The following is a 20,844-nucleotide window of genomic DNA, read 5'->3' as shown; positions in this document are numbered from 1 at the left end:
CCGCAGATGCCATGAACGGTCCGTTCCTTGCAAATTTCGCAAGGAACGGACCGTTCATGGCATCCGGGCTCGGTGGAGGCGGCGGGTTCGCAGGGCGCGGGAGGCGGCACCGCGGCACGTGTCATGAAAGGGTCGTTCAGGACGAAAGATGTCCTGAACGACCCTTTCATGACACGTGAGCGACCGACTTCGAAGCAGGTCGAGGACCGACCCAGAACCACCCCGCGCCCCGAACGGACCAACGCCCCACCGAACACGAAAGAACGGACAAGATCCCCGCTCGCCTTTGTCAGAAAAAGACAAGAATTAACCGGTTACCAGGACGTGACGTCTTGATCACACCGAAGTTCTTGTCACCAGGCAGGCGCGTGATTAGCGTACCGACCAGTAGCAAACAGCACGGTAACACCCCGTTGATCCTATTCAACGATTCCGTTCCGCCATTCGGAGCATAGGAATTGCGCAAGCTGGGGTGTATTCGCCGTGCCCGGAAAACGGGAGGGTCGGCGTGGGCGTGAAGACTGGCGCACCCTCATTCCCCGGCGCGGGTGCGATCAGGGAGACCGGAAGGCTCTATTCACTCGGCCTCGACGTCGTCCGCCTGACCTTCCGGCGGCCCTTCCAGGCACGCGAGCTGATCCAGCAGTTCTGGTTCATCGCGAGTGTGTCGATCCTCCCGACGGCGCTGGTCGCGATCCCGTTCGGCGCGGTGATCGCGCTGCACATCGGTTCGCTGACCGCCCAGATCGGCGCGCAGTCCTTCACCGGCGCGGCCAGTGTGCTGGCGATCATCCAGCAGGCCAGCCCGATCGTGACCGCGTTGCTGATCGCGGGCGCGGGCGGCTCGGCGATGTGCGCGGACCTCGGGTCCCGCACGATCCGCGAGGAGATCGACGCGATGGAGGTGCTCGGGGTCTCCCCCATCCAGCGCCTGATCGTGCCGCGGGTGCTCGCCGCGATGGGGGTCGCCGCATTCCTCAACGGAATGGTCAGCGTGGTCGGCGTCCTCGGCGGTTATTTCTTCAACGTCATCATGCAGAACGGGACACCGGGTGCGTATCTGGCCAGTTTCTCCGCTCTCGCGCAGCTCCCGGACCTCTGGATCAGCGAGCTCAAAGCGGTCGTCTTCGGTTTCGTCGCGGCGATCGTCGCCTCTTATCGCGGGCTCAATCCGAAAGGCGGCCCGAAAGGCGTCGGTGACGCGGTGAACCAATCCGTGGTCATCACGTTCCTCCTCCTGTTCCTGTTGAACCTCGTGCTGACGACGCTTTACCTGCAGCTCGTCCCGGCGAAGGGCAGCTGATGGTCACGACAACACCCACCCGCGCGACGCGGGTCCGCGAAGCCGTCGATCGCCGGTTCGGGTTCCTCGACACGCTCGGCGACCAGATCCTCTTCTTCCTCAAGGCACTCGCCTGGGTGCCGCGCGCGGTGCGCCGATACCTGCGTGAGATCACCCGCCTGCTGGCCGAAGTCAGCTTCGGCAGCGGCGCGCTCGCGGTCATCGGCGGCACGATCGGCGTGATGATCGGGATGACCGTGTTCACCGGCACGGTCGTCGGGCTCCAGGGGTATTCGGCGCTCAACCAGGTCGGCACGTCGGCGTTCGCCGGGTTCGTCTCCGCGTACTTCAACACCCGCGAGATCGCGCCGCTCGTGGCCGGGCTCGCCTTGTCGGCCACCGTCGGTTGCGGGTTCACCGCGCAGCTGGGCGCGATGCGCATCTCCGAGGAGATCGACGCGCTCGAAGTGATGGGCATCCCCAGCGTCCCGTATCTGGTGACCACCCGGATCATCGCGGGTTTCCTCGCGGTCATCCCGTTGTACGCGATCGGGCTGCTGACCTCGTATCTCGCGTCGCGCCAGATCACCGTCTGGTTCTACGGCCAGTCCGCGGGCACCTACGACCACTACTTCCTGCTGTTCCTGCCGCCGGGCGACGTGCTCTGGTCGTTCGGCAAGGTGCTGGTGTTCAGCGTCGTGATCGTGCTCGCCCACTGCTACTACGGCTTCCGCGCGAGCGGCGGCCCGGCGGGCGTCGGGGTCGCCGTCGGGCGTGGCGTGCGGACCGCGATCGTGGCGGTCAGCGTGCTGGACTTCTTCCTCAGTCTCGCCATCTGGGGCGCGACCACGACGGTGCAGGTGGCCGGATGAGCCGGCGCGGGCTGCGCAAAGCCGGGGTCAGGACGGCCGGGGTGCTGTTCCTCGTGGTGATGTCCGCCCTCGTGCTGCTGTCGATCAAGATCTACCGGAAGGACTTCGTCACGTCGGTCCCGGTGACGCTGCAGGCGGACCGGGTCGGCAACCAGTTGCGCACCGGCGGGCAGGTCAAGGCGCGCGGCGTGGTGGTCGGTGAGATCCGCGACGTCCGCGCCACGCCGGGCGGCGCGGAGATCGATCTGGCCATGGAGCCCGGGAAGGTCTCCCAGCTGCCGAAGAACGTGTCCGCGTTGCTCGTGCCGAAGACGCTCTTCGGCGAACGGTACGTGCAACTGTCCATTCCGGACGGATCGAAGGCCGGGCCCTTGAGCTCGGGCGACGTGATCACCCAGGACCGGTCGGCCAACGCGATCGAGCTGGAGCGCGTCTTCGACAATCTGTTGCCGCTGCTCAAGGCAGTGCAGCCGCAGAAGCTCGCGACCACGCTGACCACGGTCGCCACCGCGCTGGAGGGCCGCGGCGACCAGATCGGCGACACACTCGCCACCGCGGCCGCGTATCTGAAGGAGTTCAACCCGAACCTCCCGGCGCTGAACGACAACATCCGCGACCTCGCCACGGTCTCCCGGCTGTACGGCGACATCGCGCCGGATCTGCTCGACGCGTTGAGCGCCTCGGCCGTCACGCTCGACACGGTCAAGGAGAAACGGGCCGAGCTGGCAGCGGTGTACCAGCAGGTGACGTCGTCGTCCCAGCAGGTCACGACGTTCCTCGCCAACAACCGCGCCAACATCATCGCGCTCGCCGCCGACAGCAGGGCACCGCTGGAGGTCGCCGCGAAGTACTCGCCGAGTTTCGCCTGCACGCTCGACGCGCTCGCCAAACTGAAGCCGCAGATGGACAAGGTGCTGGGCGCCGGAACCGACGAACCCGGCCTGCACGCGGAGATCGTCGTGACCCAGCCTCGTGGCAAATACGTCCCCGGCAAGGACGATCCGGTCTACAACGCCACCGGCGAACCCCGCTGCTATCCGTCCAACGGCCTGATGGGCCAAGGGATCGCGGCGACCGGCGAGAAGACCGCCGCGCTGCCGGGCGTCCAGGGTGACCTGGGCCTGCCGAACTCGCCACAGGAACGGGAACTGATCTCCACGCTGGTCGCGCCGTCCATGGGCGTCCCGACCGCCGAGGTGCCCGCCTGGGGCAGTGTGCTCGTCGGCCCGCTCTACCGGGGCACGGAGGTGACCCTGCGATGAGGAACTTCGTGAGCCCCCTGATCAAGGGGCTGATCTTCGTCGTCATCACGACGCTGGCCACGGTGCTGCTGGCGGTGTCCATCACGAACACCGGCCTCGGCGACACCAAGAACTACAGCGCCAAATTCCTCGACGCGACGTCGCTGAACGTCGGCGACGACGTCCGGATCTCCGGGGTGCGGGTCGGCCAGATCGAGGAACTCGAAATCGCCGACCACAGCCTGGCCCGCGTCGAGTTCTCCCTCGACTCCCAGCGCCGGCTGCCCGCCGATGTCACCGCGGTGATCAAGTACCGCAACATGGTCGGCCAGCGCTACATCGCCCTCGAACGCGGCAAGGGCACCGGCGAACTCCTGGAGCCAGGAGCGGAGATCCCGCTGGAGCGCACGACACCCGCGCTGGATCTCACGGAACTGTTCAACGGCTTCAAACCACTGTTCCAGGCCCTCTCGCCCAAGGACGTCAACCAGCTCTCCGGCGAGATCGTCCAGGTACTGCAGGGTGAAGGCGGCACGGTGGAAAGCCTGCTGGCGCACACCGGTTCGCTGACCACCACGCTCGCCGGCCGCGACAAGGTGATCGGCGAGGTGATCACGAACCTGGACACGGTGCTGAAGAGCATCAACGGCAAGGGCGACGCGCTGTCCACTTTGGTCTCCACGCTGAAAGAGCTGGTGATCGGACTCGCCGGTGACCGCACCGAGATCGGGGAGGCCGTCTCGGGGCTCGCGGAACTCACCACCGCCACGGCCGGTCTGCTCGAACAGGGCAGGAAGCCGCTCAAGGACAGCATCGAAGGCCTCGGCCTGCTCTCCGGTCAGCTGACGACCGAGGAAGGCAAGGCCGAAGTCGACCGCGTCCTCACCGTCCTCCCGGGGAAGCTGAACGAACTGGGGCGGATCAGCTCCTACGGATCGTGGATGAACTTCTACCTGTGCTCGGCCGTCCTCAAGACCACGCCTCCCCGCGGGGTCCCGGCGACGGCGGAGAGGTGCACGTCGTGAAACCCTTCAAGGAACGGAATCCGATCGTCGTCGGTCTCGTCGGCAGCGCCGTCGCGGGCGCGGTGCTGACCGCGACGCTCAACTACGAGAACCTCCCGATCATCGGCTCCGGAACCACCTACCAGGCCGAGTTCTCCGAAGCGGCCGGCTTGCAGGAGGACGACGAAGTCCGCATTGCCGGGATCAAGGTCGGCGTAGTGAGCGACGTCCGGCTCGCCGAAGACCACGTGGTGGTCAGCTTCCGGGTCAAGGACGCCTGGGTCGGCGACAAGACCGCCGCCGAGATCAAGATCAAGACCCTGCTGGGCCGGAAGTTCCTCGCGCTGCGCCCGACCGGTGGCGCGGTGCAGAACCCGAAACAGATCATCCCGCGCACCAGGACCGTGACGCCCTACGACGTCACCGAGGCGTTCAACGGGCTGGCCGACACCGCGGGCGCCATCGACACCGATCAGCTCGCGGAGAGCTTCACGACGCTGTCCGACACGTTCAAGAACTCGCCCGAGCACATCAAGAAGGCGCTCGACGGGCTGACGTCCCTGTCGAAGACCGTGTCCTCCAGGGACAGCGAACTCGCCAGCCTGCTGTCCAACGCGCACGGGCTCACCACGACGCTCGCGAACTCGAACGACGACTTCGCCAAGCTCCTCTCGGACGGCAATCTCCTGCTGACCGAACTGGACCGCCGCCGTCAGGCGATCCACGACCTGCTGACCGGCTCGCAGCAGCTCGCCACCCAGCTTTCGGGACTGGTGAAGGACAACAAGGACCAGCTCGGCGGAGCGCTCAGACAGCTCGGAGAGGTGACCGACATCCTGCAGCGGCAGAACGACAATCTCGCCAAGAGCCTCGACCTCGCCGCGCCGTACTTCCGCGTGGTGAACAACTCGCTCGGCAACGGGCGCTGGGTGGACGGCTACCTGTGCGGCCTCGTCCCGGAGAACCGGGACCCCTGCACCCCGAAGATCCCGGGAGGCCGGCGGTGATCAGCAGATTCGTCACCCTCGCGCTCGTGCTCGCGCTGGCCGTCGTCGGCGGCCTCTGGTGGATCTTCTCCGGCGCCGGGCTCGACCGCGTCACCGTGTACTTCTCACGCGCCGTCGGTGTCTACAGTGGATCGGACGTGCGGGTGCTCGGCGTCCGGGTCGGCCAGGTCGAATCGGTGAATCCACGCGGGGAACAGGTCGAGGTCGTGCTGACCGTCGACGGCGCGACGCCGATCGCCGCCGACACGAACGTCCTGGTCGTGGCGCCGAGCGTGGTGGCGGACCGGTACGTCCAGTTCACCAAGCTCACCCGCGCGGGGAACCGGCTGAACGACGGTGCGGTGATCCCGGTCGAGCGCACCGGCACCCCGGTGGAACTCGACCAGCTCTACTCCAGCCTCGACACGCTCGCCAAGGCGCTCGGCCCCAAAGGGGCGAACGCCGACGGCGCGCTTTCGGAGCTGCTGCGCACCGGCGCGAAGAACCTGCAGGGCAACGGCCGTCCGTTCAACGAGTCGGTGCGCAACTTCGCCGACCTCGCCAGGACCCTGTCGGGGAACTCGCAGAACCTGTTCGCCACCGTCGACGAGCTGCAGCGGTTCACCTCGATGCTGGCGACCAACGACCGCAACGTCAGCGAGGTCAACAAGCAGCTCGCCTCGGTGACCGGGACGCTGGCCGCGAACAAGGACGAGCTCGCCCGCGCGCTCAACGGCCTCGGCGGCGCGCTCGCGGAGATCCAGCAGTTCATCAAGGAGAACCGCGCGCTGATCAAATCCAATGTGGACAAGCTCGCGGTGACCACCGGGACGCTGGTCGACAAACGCGCCGCGCTGGCAGAGAGCCTCGACACGATCCCGCTGGCGGTGACGAACGTGCTCGAAGCCGTCGACCCGAAGACCGGCAAGCTGCAGAGCCGCGGCAACATGCTCGAATACCCCCCGCTCCCGCTGTCCGTCGCCGGCGACACCTACACCGGGGGGCGCTGATGGCCACGAAACGGGCGATCGCCGCGCTCACCGCGTGCTGTGTCGCGCTCACGGCCTGCTCGTCGGATTTCAAGGGCGTCTACGACCTGCCGCTGCCCGGCGGCGCGGATATCGGCGACCATCCGTACCGGGTGACCGTGCAGTTCGCCGACGTGCTCGACCTGGTCCCGCAGGCCGCGGTGAAGGTCGGCGACGTCCCGGTCGGCCGGGTCGAGACGATCAGGCTCGCCGACGACGGCTGGACGGCCGAGACCGTCTTGGCGGTCAACGGCGACGTCCATCTGCCCGCCAACGCCATCGCGCGGCTTCGGCAGTCCAGCCTGCTCGGCGAGAAGTTCATCGAACTCGCCCCGAGCGCGGCGAAGGCCGAGGGCAGGCTGGGCGACGGCGGGGTGATCCCCGTCGCGAGCACGAACCGCAACCCGGAGTTCGAGGAGATCTTCGGCGCGCTGTCCCTGCTGCTCAACGGTGGCGGGATCGGCCAGTTGCAGACCATCAACCGCGAGCTGTCGAAGGTGATGGACGGCAACGAGGAGGAGATCCGCTCCTTCCTGTCCACTGTGGAGCAGCTGGTGTCCAACCTGGACTCCCACCGCTCGGAGATCACCTCGGCGCTCGACGGGCTCAACCAGCTCTCGGCCACGCTGGCGAACCGGAAGAAGCAGGTCGAAGGCGCGCTCACCGATCTCACCCCCGGCCTTCAGAGCCTCTCCGATCAGCGCACTCAGCTCGTCTCGATGCTGCAGTCGCTGGACCGGCTCTCGGGGGTCGGCGTCGACGTGATCAAGAAGAGCCGCGCCGACCTCGTCGCGGACCTCACCGCGCTCGCGCCGATCCTGAAACGGCTGGCCGACGCCGGGGAGAGCCTGCCCAAATCGCTGGAGATCCTGCCGACGTTCCCGTTCACCGACGCCGTCCGCGACGGGATCAAGGGCGACTACCTGAACGTCTACGCCACGATGATCCCCGCGCCGGGCGTCGAACTCCCTCCCCCGGGCGAAGGGGTTCCGCCGGGACTCCCGACCCTGCCGCTGCCGTCCTCCGGAGGTAGCTGATGCTCACCACCCGTGTCCGGATCCAGGTGATCGCGTTCGTCATCCTCGCCCTGGCGACGACGGCGTTCGTCGGAGCGAACTACGCGGGCCTCGGCCGGCTCTTCGGCGCGAGCGGGTACACCGTGAAGCTCGCGCTGACCGACGGCGGAGGCCTGTTCACCAACGGCGAGGTGACCTACCGGGGCGTCGCCGTCGGCCGGGTCGGCGAACTGCGGCTCACCGACGGCGGGATGGAGGCGGATCTGCTGATCGACGACGGCGCGCCCCCGATCCCCGCGAACTCGCGGGCGGTCGTGGCGAACCGGTCCGCGGTCGGCGAGCAGTTCGTCGACCTGCAACCCCGGACCGGCGACGGGCCGTTCCTCGCCGAAGGTTCGGTCATCCCGCGCGAGGCGACGGCCGTACCGCTGCCGGTGCAGAATCTGCTGACCGATCTGGACTCGCTGACCGCGTCCGTGCCGACCGAGGATCTGCGGACCGTGGTCGACGAACTCGACAACGCCCTGCGCGGTTCCGGGGCGAACCTGCAGGTGCTGCTGGACTCCACCACCGACTTCACCAAACAGGCGTCGGATCACCTGCCGCAGACGGAGAAGCTGATCACCGACGGCTCGACCGTGCTGAAGACCCAGGTCGACTCGTCGCAGGCCTGGCGGCGGTTCAGCGGCAACGCCAAGCAGTTCGCCGAGCAGCTGTCCCGTTCGGACGGTGACCTGCGGCGGCTGATCGCGACGGCGCCCGACGCGGCGACGCAGCTCTCCGGGCTGCTGAAGGACAACGAGCCGGGCCTGCCGATCCTGCTGGCGAACCTGCTCACCACGTCGCACGTGTTCTCGGCGCGCACCGACGGCCTCCGGCAGCTGCTGATCAACACCCCGAAGGCGGTGTCCGCGGTCGACGCGGCCGTCGACGAGCAGTCCGGGAAGATCGGGCTGGTCCTGACCTTCTTCGACCCGATGCCGTGCACCAAGGGCTACGAGGGCACGAGGATCCGCGACAGCGCGGATCTCTCACCGCTGCCGTTCAACACGAGTGCCGCGTGCACGCTCGAACGGGGCAACCCGAGTTCGGTCCGCGGCTCGCAGAACGCGCCGAAGGGTGGCGTGCCGCCCGCCGCGATCCCCGGCGGTTTCGGCGCCGACGGCCAGCCGACGTCCACCAGCCTCGAGGAGATGTTGTGGCTGCGAAACTGAAGATCGCGATCGCGGTGTTCGCCGCGGCCTGCGCGTTCGCGGGGTGGGCCGGGTACACCTGGTTCACCGCGACGGCGTCCGAGGCCGTGTCCTACGGGAACTCGCGCGACGAAGCGCTGAAGTCCGGGCGCGAACTCGTCGCCCGGCTGACCAGCCTCGATCATCACCGCGTCGACCAGGGCATCGCCGACTGGCTCGCCGCGTCCACCGGCCCGCTGCGCGATCAGCTGGGCAAGACCGACGACGCGACGCGGCGGACACTCACCCAGGACGCGACGGTCTCGACGGGCAAGGTGCTCGACGCGGCGATCAGCGAACTCGACGACCACGCGGGAACGGCCAAGATGCTGGCTTCGGTGGAGATCACGATGGCGAAGGAAGGCGCGGCGCCGACGACGAAACGCAACCGCTTCGCCGCCGGGCTGACCAGGACGGACGAGGGCTGGAAGCTCAGCGCGCTCGACCAGCTGCCGGTGGGTGCGCGATGACCGCCACGGCCGATACCGACGCCGATGCCACTACGGAGACCGAGCCCGAGGCCACGGTCGAAGAGACCACCGAAGAGACCGCCCGGAAGCCGTCCCGCCGGCCGAACCTGTCACTGATCCTGCTGGTCGCGGCCGCCGTGCTGGCGGCGGCCGGGGTGTGGTTCACGCTGGAGGCGAAGTCGATCTCCGCGACGCCGTCGGCGGCCAACACCGCGCTCACCGATGTCGGGGCGACGGCCGAGGTGAATTCCGTGGTGACGGTGGCGCTCGACAAGATCTTCTCCTATTCCTACGACCGGACCGACGTCACCGAAAAGGCGGCGGCCGCGGTGCTCCGAGGAAAGGCTCTGGATTCCTACAACCGGCTGTTCGCCCAAGTCAGGGAAAAGGCCCCGGCGCAGAAACTCGTCCTCACCACCCGTGTCTCCTCATCCGCCGTCCAGGAACTCGGCGGCGGTAAAGCGAGGCTGCTGGTATTCCTCGATCAAGCGGCCGTCCGGGCCGACAACAATTCTTCGACGGCGGCCGCGGCGCAGCTTTCGATCACCGCGGAACGCGAAGGCGACAACTGGGTCATCACCGATCTCGTCCCCAGGTAATCCGCTTTGTAAATCAGGAGAGAAAACGAGGAGAAACCCATGTTCGGTCGAACGCGCCCTCAAACAGCCCGTCGCCGTCTCGGCACGGTCGTCGCGCTCACTTCCGCGCTCGCCATGGCGGGCAGCCTCGCCGCGACCCCGGCCCTGGCGGACGATCCGGTGGAGATCCCGGTGTCCTACACCGTCACCGGGACGACCACGGTGAAGAAGACCGGCGGCACCCTCAACCTCGGCCCGGGTCAGCTCGACGGCGCGCTGGTCATCGACGGTGACAACGTCGGCATCCGCGGTGATCTGGCCCTGCCGCCCTCGACGGCGAACATCTCGCTGGTCTCGGGGGTCTTCAAGATCAAGGCCCGCGTGCGGATCGAGCCGACCGGCCCGGTCACCGGCACGCTGGCCAACGGCGACCTGACCACCCACTCGCAGGCGAACATGCTGATCGACAACATCGTGGTCGGCCTGTTCTGGCCGGTCATCCCGCTCCCGACGGTGCCGAACGCCTGCAAGACGGTCACGCCGCTCGACCTGACCCTGGTGTCGAAGAACGTCGACCTGTTCGCGCCGACCATCCCGTCCTCGGGGACGTTCACCATTCCCGAGTTCAAGGACTGCTTCATCAACGACCTCGCGCTGGGTGCGTTGATCTCCGGTCCCGACAACACGATCAACCTGAGCATGAAGTCGAACCTGTCCTGACCTCAAGTCCGTGAAGGCCTCCTTGAGGGACCCTGGGTCGCTCAAGGAGGCCTTCACGGAACGTCAGCAGAAGTACGGCGCCGTGGGGTCGACCAGCGCGACGCCGGTGCTGTCGCCGGCGGAAACAGCGTAGACCGGAGCGCACACGCCGGAGAACTTCCAGAAGTCCGTCGGCGGTTCCGTGCTGGTGTCACGGCTTTCGGACTTCACGTTGCTGCCCCAGGCGAAGACGCTCCCGTCGGCCTTCAGCGCCACGTTGTGGTTGAAGCCCGCGTCGATGGCGACCACGCCGGACTGCGCTTCCGGCGGAACCGTGGCCTGGCCGTAGAAGTTGTCACCCCAGGCGAGCACGCCACCGTTCTTCAACGCGATGCTGTGCCGGAAACCGGCCGAGATCGCCGAAACCCCGGACGTGGCCGCCGCGGGCACGGTGATCTGGCCCTTCCCGTTGCTGCCCCAGGCGATGACGCCGCCGTTCTTCAGCGCGAGCCCATGGTCGCCGCCCGCCGAGATCGCGGTGACCCCGGAGGAGACGGCCGCGGGAACAGTGGTCCGCGAACCCCAGCTCAGCACGCTGCCGTTCGTTTTGAGCGCCAGGTTGAAGTACGCGCTCGTGGAGATCGCCGCGACCCCCGAGGTCGCGGCCGACGGCACCACGTTCTGCCCGTAGAAACCGTTGCCCCAGGCGAGAACGCCGCCGTTCTTCAGCGCGAGTTCGTGCGCCCAGCCGGCGGCGATCGCCGAGACGCCGGACGTGGCCGCCGCCGGAACCGCCAACTGGCCGTAACTGTCGTTCCCCCAGGCGATCACCCCGCCGTCCTTGAGCGCGAGATGGGTGATCGCGCCCGCGGAGACCGCACTGGCGCCGAGCGCCGCGGCCGGTATGGTCCCTTGCCCGTAGTCGTTGCTCCCCCATGGCCGCGCTTCGCCGGTCTGCGCGGCGCTCGCCGTACCGGAAAGGGAAACCGTTGCGATCATTACGACAATCGCGACGCTCGCTACCCGCCGTGATCGGATGCGTCGTTTCTCGGAAGACATGCGCGGAATATTAACCCGGCTCAACCGATCGGCCGCCTCTTTGTCATCCACGGACAAACTTCATAATCGCATTCAGCGCGCGCTGACAAGAAAGAACGGGCGTCTCACCCACTTCGAAACATGTCGACATGAATCCTTGTTACGTACATAACTCGCGGGTAACCTCGGTTTACCCCACCACCGAGAAAGCCGCTCCGAGTCGAGCATATTTGATCAGAAAAATCCGCCGAAAGGCGCATGGGGAAAGCCGCCCGAGACGTAAACTGGATCAAAGGAGATGACAGGTATGTCCCGTAGACTTGGCAAGTTGTCGGCAGGCGTCGCCACCACCGGCATCGTGCTCGGCGCCGTCGCCGTGCTCACCGCGGGCACGGCCGCCGCCGCGACCACCTACGCCACCGGCACCGTCGCCTACATGTGCAACTTCCCCGGCATCGGCCAGCAGCAGCTGGACGTGAAGGCGAGCTTCGTCGGGCCGGATTCGGTCGCCTCCGGCGGCACGGCCACTCCGTCGAGTGTCGGCGGCACGGCGACGATCAACGCGACCATCAACGCGCTGCTCAACGCCGCCAACTACGACGGTGTCCGCGGCAAGGCCAACATGCCGATCACCGCCACCAACGCCACCCCGACGTCGGCGACGGTGACCAACCTGGACGTTCCGACCCAGATCAACCCGTACGTGCCCGGCCCCCGGTCGTTCAACATCGTCCAGGACGCCGGCACCAGTGTTCCGACGCTGACCGCCGGCGCTCCCGGCTCGGGCGTGATCTCCCTCGGCACCACGATCAACGCTCCGCTGGACTTCCACAAGAAGGACGGCACCTGGACGGCGTGGAACTTCAACTGCACGGTGAAGAACACCAACCCGGCGCAGAACCGCGCGTTCAGCCCGGCGATCCCGATCACCTGATGAACCACCCGTGCGGGGCGGGGACGCCCGCCCCGCACGGTCCCCGTCCGCGCGAGGCACGAGAGGAACACCCATGACGCAGCAGGTTCGCCGGGCACTCGGGAGGTTTCCCGTTCTGGCGGGCGTCATCCTGCTCGTGGGTGTGAGCGGGGCACTGTCCTCTTCGGCCGCGACCGATCCGGCCACGCCGCCGCCGGCCCCGTTGCAAGGCGCCACGTCCGCGCACCAGAGCCTCGCGAACACCTGCGTCTTCCCGGATCCTGCCGGGGAACGGCCGGTCACCATGGACGTCCAGGCGACGCTGCCGAAGGTGGTCCCGACCGGGAAACCCGTTCAGATCAAGGACTTCACGCTGACCTTCACGATCGGTGAGGGGTCGCTCGGAACCGTCGCCGAGGTCACGGGTGGCGCGACCGTCGAGCTCACGGCCGCGAACGGGGACAAGAAGACCCCGATCCCGGTGTCCGTGACGATCCCGGCGACGAAGGTGCCCGCCACCGGCGAACTGAAGCTGGTCGCGACGGGCACCGTCCCCGACATCCTGCTGAAGGTGCCGTCCGAACTGCGGCTGAGCACGGGCGCGCCGTCGCTCGCGCTGACCGCCGCGGAGACGCCGCTCAAACCGATCACCTGCACCCAGACACCGGACCAGAACACGCTGCTCGGCAGTGTCGCGCTCCTGCCGCTCGGAAAACCCAAGCCGCAGTCCGGCAAACCCGGCGAGCAGAAGAAACCCGGCGCCGACACGCGGGCCGCGGACGACGTCCACGCCAGCGCCCTCTACCCGATCGCGTTGCAGCCGTTCGAACTGCAGGGCACGTCGTCGATCACGAAGCTCGGCGCCTTCGCCCGGCTGAAGCCCGCGTTCATGGTCAACGCGGTGTGGCACGTCGACCTGGAGAACACCGAAGGACCAGGCAAGATCACCGGTTCCGTCATCATGCCGCCGAGCAAGATGAGCTTCCTCGGTTTCGGCTTCGTCCCGATCACCGCGACCATGGAGTTGCTGCCGGAGGACTACGCGACCGGCAATCACATCATCGATGTGGACGGTGTTTCGATCCCGGAGCCGGAGGGCAGTTCGACCGTCCTCACCCCGCTCAAGGTCTACGGGAAACTGAGCGGGGTCACCATCAACGGGGTCGCCCTCGACGTCGGCGACCACTGCCTCACCGCCGAGCCGATCAAGATCAATCTCCGCGGGGAGAAGTACGGGATGTTCACCGGCGGCGTGGTGCGCACCGATCCGAAGTGGACGGATCCCGCCTATCGAGACTTCACGCTGCCCCCGTTCTCGGGCTGCGGCGCGAAGGAGGATCTCGACTCGCTGTTGAGCGGGATGGCGTCGGGACCGGGGAACCAGGCCTGTGTCGGGGTCAACCAGGTCGGGTTGCCCTGGGACCCCGAGCGCAAGTGCCCGAACGTCGATCCGCCGGTGGCGCGCCGCTGACGAGTGTCAGGAAAGGGTCGTTCAGGACGTTTTTCGTCCTGAACGACCCTTTCCTGACATCCGGACGTGCCCCTAGGACCCGCTCGGCGTCCACTGCGGACTCTTGCGCGGCGACGGCAGCACCTCAGGAAGCGCGAGACCTTCGGGCGAAGCGGAAGGATTGACGCCGGCCCGCAACGCGAGTTCCATTTCGAACCGCGCCCCCGGGTCGCGCAGGTGCTCGCCGAAGGTCGCCTGCAGCTGCCGCATGCGGTACCGGACGGTCTGCGGGTGCACCTGGAGCCGCTCGGCGATGTCGACGACGTTGCCCTGGCTGTCGAGCCACGCGCGGAGGGTTTCGAGCAGCCGTTCCCGCTGTTTCCCGGTCATCTCGGCGAGCGGGGCGAACAGGCGGTCGCGCAGCTGGCAGGTCAGCGCGGCGTCGGCGTTCACGAGCAGGGTGGCGAGATGGTCTTCGGCGCGGATCACGCGGCGGGCCTGGATGATGCCGCGTTCGGAAAGGAGCAGGGCCTCGCGCGCCCAGCGGAGGGAATCGGCGACGGCGTCCAGCGGACGGCACGGGCCGATCGACAGCCGGTACTCCGGCAGCGCGGCCTGCAATGTGGCCAAGCGGGCGATCGAGATCTCGCCCGGGACGAGCAATCGCGGCTCAGCGCAGTCGAGTTCGGCGAGGACGTCCGAATCCACCGCGTTGTGCCGCCGGGGTCTGACGGTGTCGCCGATCGGGTGCAGCACCACCGGCGTGGCGCGGTCGGGCACCGTCCAGCCGGTCAGCTGCGCGAGTTCCGCGATCGCCTTCGACGGCGCGGGCGGGGTCTCCAGCACCAGGTGCAGCAGTTTGCGGCGCCACGTGTCCAGCGCTCCGGCGGTGCGCGCCTTCGCTTCGAGGTACCCGTCCAGCGCGACGGACGCGAGTTCGTCCATGAACGCGAGCATCGCGTCGGCCAGTTGCGACATCACCGCGGACGAGAGCCCGCTGCGGCGGCCGACGCGCATGATGCGCCGCCACGAGACCCGGGCACCGACCCGGTAGGCCGACTGGAGGGTGTCGAGGCTGCGGCCTTCCCGCATCTCGTTCTGCCCCAGCCGATGGTGGACCTCGTGCGACTGTTCCTTGGAGACGGCGGGATCCGCGATCTGGGCGACGAACAAAGTGATCGCGTATTCGACGCCCGCGCGGATCGACTTGCCGTAGGGCCCGTCGAGCGGGCGCGCGTACGCGGGGATGGTCGCCCGGATCTCGTCGACGATCTCGTTGGCGAGACTGCCGAGCTCCGGTCGCAAAATGTCGGCGAGTTTGCGTGGAAGTGCCGCGGGAGGCTGCGCAGCGTGTTCGATTCCGCGCTCCACCGACATCGCAGCTCCTTTGCTCCGCCCAGCGTCCTGCCATCCCACGATCGTCGTGGGGTGACAACGAACACATCGCGAAGGCGCCCGTAAATGTGTCACCTCTCGCAGAAGAAACCGATTTCTTGTCAGCATCGTGACAAAATCACCGGGCAGCCCTGAATTTTGATGACAACTGCCCGGCAAACGCCTCGCGCGGTACGTACGAACGGCCGAAGTGGATACGACCGTGACGCAGCGTCACTGCTTTCCGGTGAGCAATTCACCGAGTACTTCGAGCACGGGGGCCAGCACGCGGACCTCGGTGCCGGCGCATTCGGTGATCCCCGCGCCGACGACCTCGAAACCGCTCAGCCCGCGAAGCATCGCCACCAGACGTTCGATCGTCAAGCCACCGGGCTCCGGATAATTCAGCCCGTCGAACTCCGCCGGGTCGAGCACGTCGAGGTCGAGATGGACGTAGACCTTGTCCGAACCGGCCAGCCCGGCGGCGACGTCGGCCGCTTCGACGACGAGCCCGCGATCGACCACGGCCCGCTCGGCGTCGTCGAAGGCCCTCGTCCCCGCGAGGACGACACGCCCCGGTTCGACCGGCGGATTCGCCGCGAACTCCGGATCGCCCTCGCCGAGCAGCGAGCGCAGCACCATGCCGTGGAACGCGCCCGACGGCGACGTCACCGCGGTGTTGAGGTCGGAATGCGCGTCGAACCAGGCGACGCCGAGCCCCGGCCCGAAGCGGTAGCGCGCGACCCCGATCGGGATCAGCTCGACGCCGCAGTCCCCGCCGATGGTGAGCACCGGCCCGCCCGGCGCCTCCAGCGCGGCGAGCTGCGCGGCCCGGTTCGCGCCGGTGAGCACCGCGCGGTTGGCGATGCCGTCGACCGCGGGCGAGGTCTCGCGCGTCTGCCGGATGTGGTGCACCGGCACGCCCAGCACGTGACCCGCGAGCTCGGCGAGCGCGACGCAGCCCTCGGGCAGCTCCGGTGCCCGCTCGGTCAATGCGCCCTGGAACTGGGGTACGGCGTTGATCAGCACCCGGTCCAGGCTAGCGGCGGCCGCAAGCGCGTGAAGGGCCCATAAGTGACTTCGGACGAGACGCGTGACTGGCGGGACGACACGCGTGACTGGATGGACGGCACGTCTGTCGTCCATCCAGTCACGCGTGTCGTCCGTCTGAGCACGAGTGTCGTCCGTCCAGGCTCGGTCCGGCGGCGCACTGTCGTCGGATGACGACGTGGTGAAGGGGCCCTTCACCGCGTGACATGCGGTGAAGGGGGCCTTCACGCGCAAATCACTCCAGGACGAGCAGCAGGTCCCCGCCTTCCACCTGCTGGACGGCGTTGATCGCGCGCCTCGACACCTTGCCGCCGGTCGACGCGGTGATCGACGCTTCCATCTTCATCGCCTCGATGGTCGCGACCGTGGCACCGGCCTCGACCTCGTCGCCCTCGGACACCTGCAGCGTGACCACGCCCGCGAACGGCGCGGCGATCTGCTTCGGGTCGCCCTTGGCGGCCTTCTCCGTCGCGGGGATGTCCGACGCGATCGCGGTGTCGCGGACCTGGATCGGGCGCAGCTGGCCGTTGAGCGTGGACATCACCGTGCGCAGGCCGCGTTCGTCGGCCTCGCCGATGGCCTCCAGCTCGATCAGCAGCCGCACACCCTGTTCCAGGTCGACCGAGTACTCCTCGCCCGGGCGCAACCCGTAGAAGAAGTCCTTGGACGGCAGGACCGAAGTGTCACCGTAGGCCTCGCGGTGCGCCTCGAAGTCCTTCGTGGGCCCGGGGAACAGCAGCCGGTTCAGCGTCTGGCGCCGGTTCTCGGCGAGCCCCTTGTGGTCCTCTTCGGACAGTTCCTGCACCGGCTTCGGCTGCGCGCGGCCTTCGAGGGCCTTGGTACGGAACGGCTCCGGCCAGCCGCCGGGCGGGTCGCCCAGTTCGCCGCGCAGGAAGCCGATCACCGAGTCGGGGATGTCGAACCTGTTCGGCTCCGCCTCGAAATCCGACGGCGAGACACCCGCGCCGACGAGATGCAGCGCGAGGTCACCGACCACTTTGGACGAAGGCGTGACCTTGACCAGATGCCCGAGGATCTTGTCCGCGGCCGCGTACATCGCCTCGATGTCCTCGAACCGCTCGCCGAGGCCGAGCGAAATCGCCTGCGTGCGCAGGTTCGACAGCTGACCGCCCGGGATCTCGTGGTGGTACACCCGCCCGGTCGGCGACGAGAGCCCCGCTTCGAACGGCGCGTAGATCTTGCGCACGCTCTCCCAGTACGGCTCCAGGTCGCCGATGGCCTGCAGATCCAGCCCGGTCGGCCGGTCCGAGTGATCAGTGGCCGCGACGAGCGCGGACAGCGACGGCTGCGAAGTCGTGCCCGCCATGGACGCGACGGCACCGTCGACGGCGTCTGCCCCTGCCTGGATCGCGGCGAGGTACGTCGCCAGCTGGCCACCCGCGGTGTCGTGCGTGTGGATATGCACCGGCAGGTCGAATTCCTTGCGCAGTGCGGAAACCAGCCGTGCCGCCGCAGGCGCCCGCAGGAGGCCCGCCATATCCTTGATGGCCAGGACGTGCGCCCCCGCGCCGACGATCTGCTCCGCCAGCTTGAGGTAGTAGTCCAGCGTGTACAGCTTTTCGGCCGGGTCCGACAGGTCCGAGGTGTAGCAGAGCGCCACCTCGGCCACAGCGGATCCGGTCTCACGGACGGCTTCGATCGCCGGGCGCATCTGCTCGACGTCGTTGAGCGCGTCGAAGATCCGGAAGATGTCGATCCCGGTCGCCGTCGCCTCCTCGACGAAGGCGTTGGTCACCTCGGTGGGGTACGGCGTGTAGCCGACGGTGTTGCGGCCGCGCAGCAGCATCTGGAGGCAGATGTTCGGCACCGCTTCCCGCAGCTTCGCCAGCCGCTCCCACGGGTCTTCGGCGAGGAACCGCAGCGCGACGTCGTAGGTCGCGCCGCCCCAGCACTCCAGCGAGAGCAGCTGCGGCGTGGTCCGCGCGACGATCGGCGCGACGGCGAGCAGATCCTTCGTCCGCACGCGGGTGGCGAGCAGCGACTGGTGCGCGTCGCGGAAGGTGGTGTCGGTGACGCCGATGGTCGGCGACTCCCGCAGCCAGCGGGCGAAGCCCGCCGGGCCGAGTTCGGTGAGCTTCTGCTTCGAGCCGGGCGCCGGTTCGAGGCCCTTGGGCAGCTTCGGCAGTTTGACCTGCGGGTCGAGGGTGCGCGGACGCTCGCCGTGCGGCTTGTTGACCGTCTTGTCGGCGAGGTAGGTCAGCAGCCTGGTCCCGCGGTCGGCGGAATGGCGCGCGGTGAGCAGATGCGGGCGTTCCTCGATGAACGACGTCGTGACGCGGCCTTCGCGGAAGTCCGGATCGTCGAGGACGGCCTGCAGGAACGGGATGTTCGTGGCCACACCGCGGATCCGGAACTCGGCGACCGCGCGGCGGGCGCGGCCGACGGCGGTCTTGAAGTCGCGGCCACGGCAGGTGAGCTTCACCAGCAGCGAGTCGAAGTGTGCGCTGATCTCGGTGCCGGAGAAGGCCGTCCCGCCGTCGAGCCGGATACCGGAACCGCCGGGCGAGCGGTACGCGCTGATCATCCCGGTGTCCGGGCGGAAGCCGTTGGCGGGATCCTCGGTGGTGATGCGGCATTGCAGCGCGGCACCGCGCAGGTACACCTTGTCCTGCGACAGGCCGAGGTCGTCGAGCGTCTCGCCGGAGGCGATGCGCAGCTGCGACTGGACGAGGTCGACGTCGGTGACCTCCTCGGTCACCGTGTGCTCGACCTGGATACGCGGGTTCATCTCGATGAAGACGTGGTTGCCGTCCCGGTCGAGCAGGAACTCGACGGTGCCGGCGTTGCGGTAACCGATCTGACGGGCGAACTTCACCGCGTCGGCGCAGATCCGGTCCCGCAGCTCCGACGGCAGGTTCGGCGCCGGGGCCAGCTCGACGACCTTCTGGTGCCGCCGCTGGACCGAGCAGTCGCGCTCGAAGAGGTGGATCACGTTGCCCGCGCCGTCGGCGAGGATCTGGACCTCGATGTGGCGCGGCTCGACGACGGCCTTCTCGATGAACACCGTCGGGTCGCCGAAGGCCGACTCGGCCTCACGGGCGGCGGCCTCGATGGACTCGCGCAGCTGCGCGGGCTCCTGGACGCGGCGCATACCGCGCCCGCCACCACCGGCGACGGCCTTGACGAAGACCGGGAAGCCGATCTCCTCGGCGGCGGCGATCAGCGCGTCGACGTCGGAGGACGGTTCGGAAGAACCCAGCACCGGCACGCCGGCCTCGCGGGCGGCCTTGACCGCGCGGGCCTTGTTGCCGGTCAGCTCGAGGATGTCCGCGCTCGGTCCGACGAAGGTGATTCCTTCGTTCTCGCACGCGCGCGCGAGGTCCGGGTTCTCGGAGAGGAAGCCGTAGCCGGGGTAAACGGCGTCTGCGCCCGCCTTCTTGGCGGCCGCCACGATTTCCTCGACCGACAGATAGGCCCGCACCGGGTGACCGGGTTCGCCGATCTCGTAGGCCTCGTCGGCCTTCAGCCGGTGGAGCGAATTGCGGTCTTCGTGCGGGAACACAGCCACCGTGCCCGCGCCGAGCTCGAATCCGGCGCGGAACGCGCGGATGGCGATCTCACCCCGGTTGGCGACCAGTACCTTGCGGAACATGCCGGTCCTTCCCATCATCGGATCGGTAGGTGAGGCACGTTACCTGTTCGGTCCCGCAGGGCGGGAGTTGTTGTCCAGGTGATGGACATCATCCCTGGTTGAGTTGCGCGCCAGGACTCTGCAGCAACCTGTTCGCGGTGCCCTCGTGGACCCCGGTCAGCACGTCGACCGAAGCGAGGTCGACGAGTGCTTTCGCGACGTCCGGCGCCGAGGCCTCGGGGTGCAGGGCCCGGTACTGCGCGGCCACCCCGGCGACGTGCGCGGCGGCCGACGACGTCCCGCTGAGCACCCGGCCGCCGCTCCCTCCGGCGTTGGGTCCCGGCACGTCGACGCCGGGCGCGAAGAGGTCGACGACCTCGCCGTAGTTCGACGTCGACCCGACCTGGTCACTGGCGTCGGTCGACCCGACGGTGAGCGCTTCGGTGACCCGGCCGGGTGAGAACTTCCCCGCGTCGGTGGCCTCGCCACCCGCCGGGAGGGCGATCGGGACGACCGCCGCGAGCGCCCGGACGGCGGCGTCGAGCTGGTCGTTGGCCGTGCCGCCGATGCCGAGGACGGCGACGGCGGGCTGCTGCGCGTTCTGCGTCACCCAGTCGATACCCGCGATGATCTTGTCCGTCGCACCGCCGCCCTGCGCGTCGATCACCCGGACCGGGACGATCTGCGCGGCCTTCGCGACGCCGAAGGTCCTCGACGCGGCGACACCGGCCAAGTACGTGCCGTGACCGTTGGTGTCGGCGGTGTCCGTGCCGCCGTTCAAGAAGTCCTTACCGGGTTTGACCCGGCCGCCGAAGTCCGGATGTGCCGCGTCGACCCCGCTGTCGATCACGTAGACCGTCACGTCCTTGGCGTCGGTCTCGTAGTGGTAGAGCTGATCGAGGCCCGTTCGCTGGTCGATCCGGTCCAGTCCCCAGTTCGGCGGGTTCTGCTGGACTTCCGTCGCGGAGGCGGGCTGCGCCACCAGCACCAGGAGCGCCAGCGCGGCCATGATCCGTACC

The 20,844-nt window shown here is 68.2% G+C and carries 18 protein-coding genes; 13 read left to right on the top strand and 5 right to left on the bottom strand.

The window, feature by feature from the left end; genetic code table 11:
* Positions 1-508: 508 nt before the first annotated feature.
* Genes ACIBTM_RS30320 through ACIBTM_RS30270 form a run of 11 tightly spaced genes read left to right on the top strand, consistent with a single transcriptional unit; the run spans position 509 to position 10,429 of the window.
* Positions 509-1,303: an MlaE family ABC transporter permease gene (locus tag ACIBTM_RS30320; RefSeq protein ID WP_395880562.1), complete on the top strand. Its 795-nt coding sequence runs from the start codon at positions 509-511 to the stop codon at positions 1,301-1,303.
* A complete protein-coding gene (locus tag ACIBTM_RS30315) occupies positions 1,303-2,154 on the top strand; it encodes an ABC transporter permease (protein ID WP_038509575.1) in 852 nt (283 codons plus the stop codon). Before ACIBTM_RS30320 ends, ACIBTM_RS30315 begins: the two co-directional genes overlap by 1 nt.
* A complete protein-coding gene (locus ACIBTM_RS30310) occupies positions 2,151-3,416 on the top strand; it encodes an MCE family protein (RefSeq protein WP_395880561.1) in 1,266 nt (421 codons plus the stop codon). Before ACIBTM_RS30315 ends, ACIBTM_RS30310 begins: the two co-directional genes overlap by 4 nt.
* Positions 3,413-4,420, top strand: coding sequence for an MCE family protein (locus ACIBTM_RS30305; protein ID WP_395880560.1), 1,008 nt, complete (start codon positions 3,413-3,415; stop codon positions 4,418-4,420). Before ACIBTM_RS30310 ends, ACIBTM_RS30305 begins: the two co-directional genes overlap by 4 nt.
* Positions 4,417-5,406 carry an MCE family protein gene (locus ACIBTM_RS30300; protein WP_395880559.1) on the top strand — a complete coding sequence of 330 codons (990 nt, stop codon included), beginning with the start codon at positions 4,417-4,419 and terminating at the stop codon, positions 5,404-5,406. Before ACIBTM_RS30305 ends, ACIBTM_RS30300 begins: the two co-directional genes overlap by 4 nt.
* Complete coding sequence (locus tag ACIBTM_RS30295) at positions 5,403-6,395, top strand: MCE family protein (protein WP_395880558.1); 993 nt, start codon at positions 5,403-5,405, stop codon at positions 6,393-6,395. The genes ACIBTM_RS30300 and ACIBTM_RS30295 overlap by 4 nt, the downstream gene beginning before the upstream one ends.
* On the top strand, positions 6,395-7,450 hold the full coding sequence (locus tag ACIBTM_RS30290; RefSeq protein WP_395880557.1) for an MCE family protein: 1,056 nt from the start codon (positions 6,395-6,397) through the stop codon (positions 7,448-7,450). The genes ACIBTM_RS30295 and ACIBTM_RS30290 overlap by 1 nt, the downstream gene beginning before the upstream one ends.
* Positions 7,450-8,643, top strand: a complete 1,194-nt coding sequence (locus tag ACIBTM_RS30285) for an MCE family protein (protein WP_395880556.1) — start codon at positions 7,450-7,452, stop codon at positions 8,641-8,643. Before ACIBTM_RS30290 ends, ACIBTM_RS30285 begins: the two co-directional genes overlap by 1 nt.
* Positions 8,628-9,131 (top strand): hypothetical protein, encoded by a 504-nt coding sequence (locus ACIBTM_RS30280; protein WP_395880555.1) that lies wholly within the window; start codon positions 8,628-8,630, stop codon positions 9,129-9,131. Before ACIBTM_RS30285 ends, ACIBTM_RS30280 begins: the two co-directional genes overlap by 16 nt.
* Positions 9,128-9,730 (top strand): hypothetical protein, encoded by a 603-nt coding sequence (locus tag ACIBTM_RS30275; RefSeq protein ID WP_395880554.1) that lies wholly within the window; start codon positions 9,128-9,130, stop codon positions 9,728-9,730. Before ACIBTM_RS30280 ends, ACIBTM_RS30275 begins: the two co-directional genes overlap by 4 nt.
* A 39-nt stretch (positions 9,731-9,769) precedes the next feature.
* Complete coding sequence (locus ACIBTM_RS30270; RefSeq protein ID WP_395880553.1) at positions 9,770-10,429, top strand: hypothetical protein; 660 nt, start codon at positions 9,770-9,772, stop codon at positions 10,427-10,429.
* Positions 10,430-10,492: 63 nt separating this feature from the next.
* Here ACIBTM_RS30270 and ACIBTM_RS30265 read toward each other — a convergent pair whose 3' ends face one another.
* Positions 10,493-11,407, bottom strand: a complete 915-nt coding sequence (locus ACIBTM_RS30265) for an RCC1 domain-containing protein (RefSeq protein ID WP_395880552.1) — start codon at positions 11,405-11,407, stop codon at positions 10,493-10,495.
* Positions 11,408-11,753: 346 nt separating this feature from the next.
* Between ACIBTM_RS30265 and ACIBTM_RS30260 the strand changes: the two genes are divergently transcribed.
* Positions 11,754-12,380: a DUF6801 domain-containing protein gene (locus ACIBTM_RS30260; protein WP_395880551.1), complete on the top strand. Its 627-nt coding sequence runs from the start codon at positions 11,754-11,756 to the stop codon at positions 12,378-12,380.
* A gap of 73 nt (positions 12,381-12,453) precedes the next feature.
* Positions 12,454-13,830 (top strand): DUF6801 domain-containing protein, encoded by a 1,377-nt coding sequence (locus ACIBTM_RS30255; protein WP_395880550.1) that lies wholly within the window; start codon positions 12,454-12,456, stop codon positions 13,828-13,830.
* Positions 13,831-13,902: 72 nt separating this feature from the next.
* Here the strand turns inward: ACIBTM_RS30255 and ACIBTM_RS30250 are convergent, their stop codons facing one another.
* The 4 genes from ACIBTM_RS30250 to ACIBTM_RS30235 all read right to left on the bottom strand — a co-directional run bounded on the left by ACIBTM_RS30250 (position 13,903) and on the right by ACIBTM_RS30235 (position 20,834).
* Complete coding sequence (locus ACIBTM_RS30250; RefSeq protein ID WP_395880549.1) at positions 13,903-15,186, bottom strand: PucR family transcriptional regulator; 1,284 nt, start codon at positions 15,184-15,186, stop codon at positions 13,903-13,905.
* A 231-nt stretch (positions 15,187-15,417) separates the two neighbouring features.
* Positions 15,418-16,212, bottom strand: coding sequence for an arginase family protein (locus ACIBTM_RS30245; RefSeq protein WP_395880548.1), 795 nt, complete (start codon positions 16,210-16,212; stop codon positions 15,418-15,420).
* Between the two features lie 256 nt (positions 16,213-16,468).
* On the bottom strand, positions 16,469-19,846 hold the full coding sequence (locus tag ACIBTM_RS30240) for a pyruvate carboxylase (protein WP_395880547.1): 3,378 nt from the start codon (positions 19,844-19,846) through the stop codon (positions 16,469-16,471).
* A gap of 88 nt (positions 19,847-19,934) precedes the next feature.
* Positions 19,935-20,834 (bottom strand): S8 family peptidase, encoded by a 900-nt coding sequence (locus tag ACIBTM_RS30235; protein WP_395880687.1) that lies wholly within the window; start codon positions 20,832-20,834, stop codon positions 19,935-19,937.
* Positions 20,835-20,844 lie beyond the last annotated feature (10 nt).

The organism is Amycolatopsis sp. NPDC049868 (assembly GCF_044461365.1).
In the GTDB taxonomy this organism is placed as follows: Bacteria; Actinomycetota; Actinomycetes; order Mycobacteriales; family Pseudonocardiaceae; genus Amycolatopsis.
Note: the sequence above shows the minus strand (reverse complement) of the source record. Positions and strands in the feature narration are given on the sequence as shown.